The following is a 3,489-nucleotide window of genomic DNA, read 5'->3' as shown; positions in this document are numbered from 1 at the left end:
TTATACTATAAATTCAACTTTGCAACAGAACCCTATGATGAATGAAGCAATTGGTAACCCATTATTAGATAAGTTCATGAAAGATTTAATCATTCAAATTTTAGCAATGATTTCAGAACAAGAAAGAAATGAAAGTAAGCGTAGGCAAGCACAGGGAATTAAGGTAGCGAAAGAAAAAGGTATCTATAAAGGCAGACCTGTCCTTTACTCACCAAACGCGAAAGACCCACAGAAACGTTTAGTTTATCAACGTGTTGTAGAAATGTTAGATCAAGGAATTTCTATTAGTAAAATTGCTAAAGAAGTAGATATTACAAGACAGACCGTATATCGAATTAAAAATGAAAGAACAAAATAATTAATAAAATGAGTAAAAAGTGATTGTATAACACATTAGGAAATGATAATATGTTATACAATAACCTGCTTCTTTTAATTTAAAATTCTAAACTTTATTAAACTGTAAAAATGATAATTTCAAACTTCTTCATATTTTTCCCTTTAATAAGATATGAAGACGAAACATCTCTTCCAAAAGATAAGTAAAAAAGTGAGCGTTATTATCTATATAGACAATAACGCTCACTTTTAGTTTCATTGTTATTTTTCCAATCCATCAGTTAAAACATCTAAATTATACTCTAAATATTTAAGATAAGTATCAGCTACGCCACCTTCTTTACTAATTTCATCAGAGTAAATTGGTTTCTTGTAAATTGATACGCCACTTTCTTTAGATACGGTTTCCATTGGACGCTTATCTACGTTTGATTCTACAAATAAGTGAGATGGCTCATTTTTATCAATAAATTTTACTAAATCTTTGATTTGTTCTGGAGATCCATTCTCGTCCGTGTCTATCGCCCAAATATAACCTTCTTTTAGGTCATAACGGTCTGTTAAATATTGGAAAGCTTGTTCACTCGCTACAAAAACACGATCTTTCTTAGGAATATCGCCTAATTGTTTTTCATAATCATCTTCGATGTTATGTAATTTTTTTAAATATGCTTTTTCATTTTCTTTATAATAATCTTTGTTTTTTGGATTTCTTTCAGATAAAGATTTCGTGATATTTTTAATCATTTTTTCTCCTACTTTCGGATCAATAAATGCATGAGGGTTCACTTCTTTTTTGCCATCTTCATCTTTAATGTATTTAGGTTTAACACCTTCTGATGTTTTTATCGCATTTTCTTTTGAAAAATCAGAAGACTCTAAAGCTTTAAATAACCAACCTTTACTGCCACCTTCTAAATTCAATCCATTATAGAAAACCAAATCGGCACTCGAGATATGTTTAATGTCATCTGGTTTAGGATCGTAGTCATGCGGGTCAGTGCCTGTAGGCACTAAATTTTTAACTTCAACGTGCTCTCCGCCAATTTCTTTAACCATATCATCAATCATAGAAAAACTTGTGACCACTTTGATTTTATCTTTATCTACTGATTCTAATTCTTTATCTGAATCACCGTCTTTATCTCCATTACTACAAGCTGCTAAAACAACAGAAAGTGTAATGGTGAATAAAAATAATATCACTTTTTTCATTATAAAAATCCTCCTAAGTTAATGTTTAATCATTCTCCACAATAGCCCATTTCTAGGTGCTAAGAAGAATGTGATAATAAATATAGCTGTAATAACTAATACAATAACCACACCTGAAGGTAAGTTAAATGTAAAACTAAAGAACAACCCAATAATAGATGAAATAGCACCTATCAACGCTGATAAAAGAATCATGGTTGATAGTCTTTTAGTCAGTAAATAAGCTGTCGAAGCTGGCGTAATCAATAAAGAAACAACTAAAATAACACCGACGGTTTGTAATGAGGCAACAGTTACTAACGTTAATAACACCATGATTGTGTAATGGATGAATTTTGTTGGTAAACCTGAAGCTGCAGCCATGGTTGGATCAAACGTTGATAGTAAAAATTCTTTATAAAAGATCACTACAATAATTAAGACAATCGCAGCGACAATAAATGTTAATGTTCGATCCTGTTCTTTAACTGTCAGTACATTACCAAATAAAATTTCCGTTAAATCTATGGACGATTGCGCTTTCGTAACAAGTAAAACCCCTAAAGCTAGAAAGGCAGAAAAAACAATACCTATAGATGAATCGCTTTTGATTTTACTGTTTTGGTTAACGAAACCGATTCCTAAAGCTGCCATAATCCCAAAGACTACCGCACCGTAGAAAAAATTAATGCCCATCATATAAGAAATAGCTACACCCGGTAGAACTGCATGTGAGATAGCATCTCCCATTAGCGCCAAACTTCTTAATACGATGAAACAACCAATAACGCCACAGATGATTCCGATGACAACAGAAGTTACAAGTGCTCTTTGAAGAAAACTAAACTGAAATAACTCATGTATAAATTGACTAATCATTTTTATCCCCACTTTCAGAAGGGATCAAAATATTTGTGCCAAAGGCTTGTGCTAAGTTATCTCCCGTAAACACATTTTCAACAGAACCAAAATCGATTAAATGTTTATTTAAAAGAATAAGGCTATCGAAATATTTACTGACTTTGGATAAGTCATGATGAACAATTAAAATTGTTTTTCCAGATTCAGCTAGTTCTTTTAATAAATCAACAATGATATTTTCACTTGTAATATCGATGCCAACAAAAGGTTCATCAAGTAATATCAAATCTGTTTTCTGAACTAACGTTCTAGCAATTAACACTCGTTGAAATTGTCCTCCTGATAGCTCCCCTATTTGTCGATCTTTATATTCCGACATATCCACTTTGTTAAGGGCTTCTGTTGCCATTGCTTTTTCTTTTTTCCCAGGTAACTGCCACGGTTTTAACCGAGGGTATATACCTAAAATGACACAATCTAAAACTTTCATAGGAAACGTTGTATCGATATTACTTTTTTGTTCGACGTATGAAAGATTTTTAAGTTGCTTATGTATAGGCTTACTTTTAAAAAATGTTTGTCCTTTGTGTGGTATTAAATTAATCATTGCTTTAATCAAAGTTGATTTACCTGCCCCATTTGGGCCAATAATCCCAACAATTTGTCCTTCTATCATTTGTAAAGAAACATCTTGTAAAGCTCGGGTTTGATTATCATAAACCACTGACAAGTTTTGTACATCTAACACGCTATTCCCTTCTTTCTTCACTTGCGTAAATAATATATTTAGGTTATCCTAAATATATTATTTAGTCAAACGAAAATTTGAAGTTTGGCTAGCTATTTCTGCTTTAAAAATCAAAATTGTAGGTGGGATCATGATTACTGATGCGCAAAAGAAATATTTGAAAATTATCTTCCAATTAGGTGGAGACATTGAGCTAGTGTCTAATAAAATGTTATCTAAAAAGTTAGGAGCAGCGCCCCCTTCAATTAGCCAAATGTTAGATCGATTAACTTATACGATAGAAATGACTAACAATCATGAGATTATTAAAGCGTTTTGGTTCTGTTGCAAAGTAAAAAATATAGCTA

At 31.8% G+C, this 3,489-nt stretch carries 4 protein-coding genes and 1 pseudogene; 2 read left to right on the top strand and 3 right to left on the bottom strand.

Annotated elements, in window-relative coordinates:
* On the top strand, positions 1-358 hold a 358-nt coding region (locus HMPREF2647_RS06560), incomplete at its 5' end, for a helix-turn-helix domain-containing protein (protein ID WP_141756750.1).
* 242 nt (positions 359-600) lie between these two features.
* Here the strand turns inward: HMPREF2647_RS06560 and HMPREF2647_RS06555 are convergent.
* Genes HMPREF2647_RS06555 through HMPREF2647_RS06545 form a run of 3 tightly spaced genes read right to left on the bottom strand, consistent with a single transcriptional unit; the run spans position 601 to position 3,142 of the window.
* The gene (locus HMPREF2647_RS06555) at positions 601-1,554 is read right to left on the bottom strand and encodes a metal ABC transporter substrate-binding protein (protein WP_002497487.1); all 954 of its coding nucleotides are present in this window, start codon (positions 1,552-1,554) and stop codon (positions 601-603) included.
* Positions 1,555-1,572: 18 nt separating this feature from the next.
* On the bottom strand, positions 1,573-2,412 hold the full coding sequence (locus tag HMPREF2647_RS06550; protein WP_002497486.1) for a metal ABC transporter permease: 840 nt from the start codon (positions 2,410-2,412) through the stop codon (positions 1,573-1,575).
* Positions 2,405-3,142 carry a metal ABC transporter ATP-binding protein gene (locus HMPREF2647_RS06545; RefSeq protein ID WP_002497485.1) on the bottom strand — a complete coding sequence of 246 codons (738 nt, stop codon included), beginning with the start codon at positions 3,140-3,142 and terminating at the stop codon, positions 2,405-2,407. Before HMPREF2647_RS06545 ends, HMPREF2647_RS06550 begins: the two co-directional genes overlap by 8 nt.
* Before the next feature lie 130 nt (positions 3,143-3,272).
* On the opposite strand from HMPREF2647_RS06545, the pseudogene HMPREF2647_RS06540 reads away from it, so the two are divergent.
* Positions 3,273-3,489: pseudogene (locus HMPREF2647_RS06540) on the top strand (hypothetical protein); the annotation flags it as partial.

Origin of the sequence: Staphylococcus sp. HMSC035D11, assembly GCF_001836075.1 — a bacterium.
Lineage (GTDB): Bacteria > Bacillota > Bacilli > Staphylococcales > Staphylococcaceae > Staphylococcus > Staphylococcus hominis.
Note: the sequence above shows the minus strand (reverse complement) of the source record. Positions and strands in the feature narration are given on the sequence as shown.

What these genes read in the sequence shown, in the direction of transcription:
- HMPREF2647_RS06555 (WP_002497487.1), bottom strand. Translation starts at nt 1,554, where the DNA reads ATGAAAAAAGTGATATTATTTTTATTCACCATTACACTTTCTGTTGTT.
- HMPREF2647_RS06550 (WP_002497486.1), bottom strand. Translation starts at nt 2,412, where the DNA reads ATGATTAGTCAATTTATACATGAGTTATTTCAGTTTAGTTTTCTTCAA.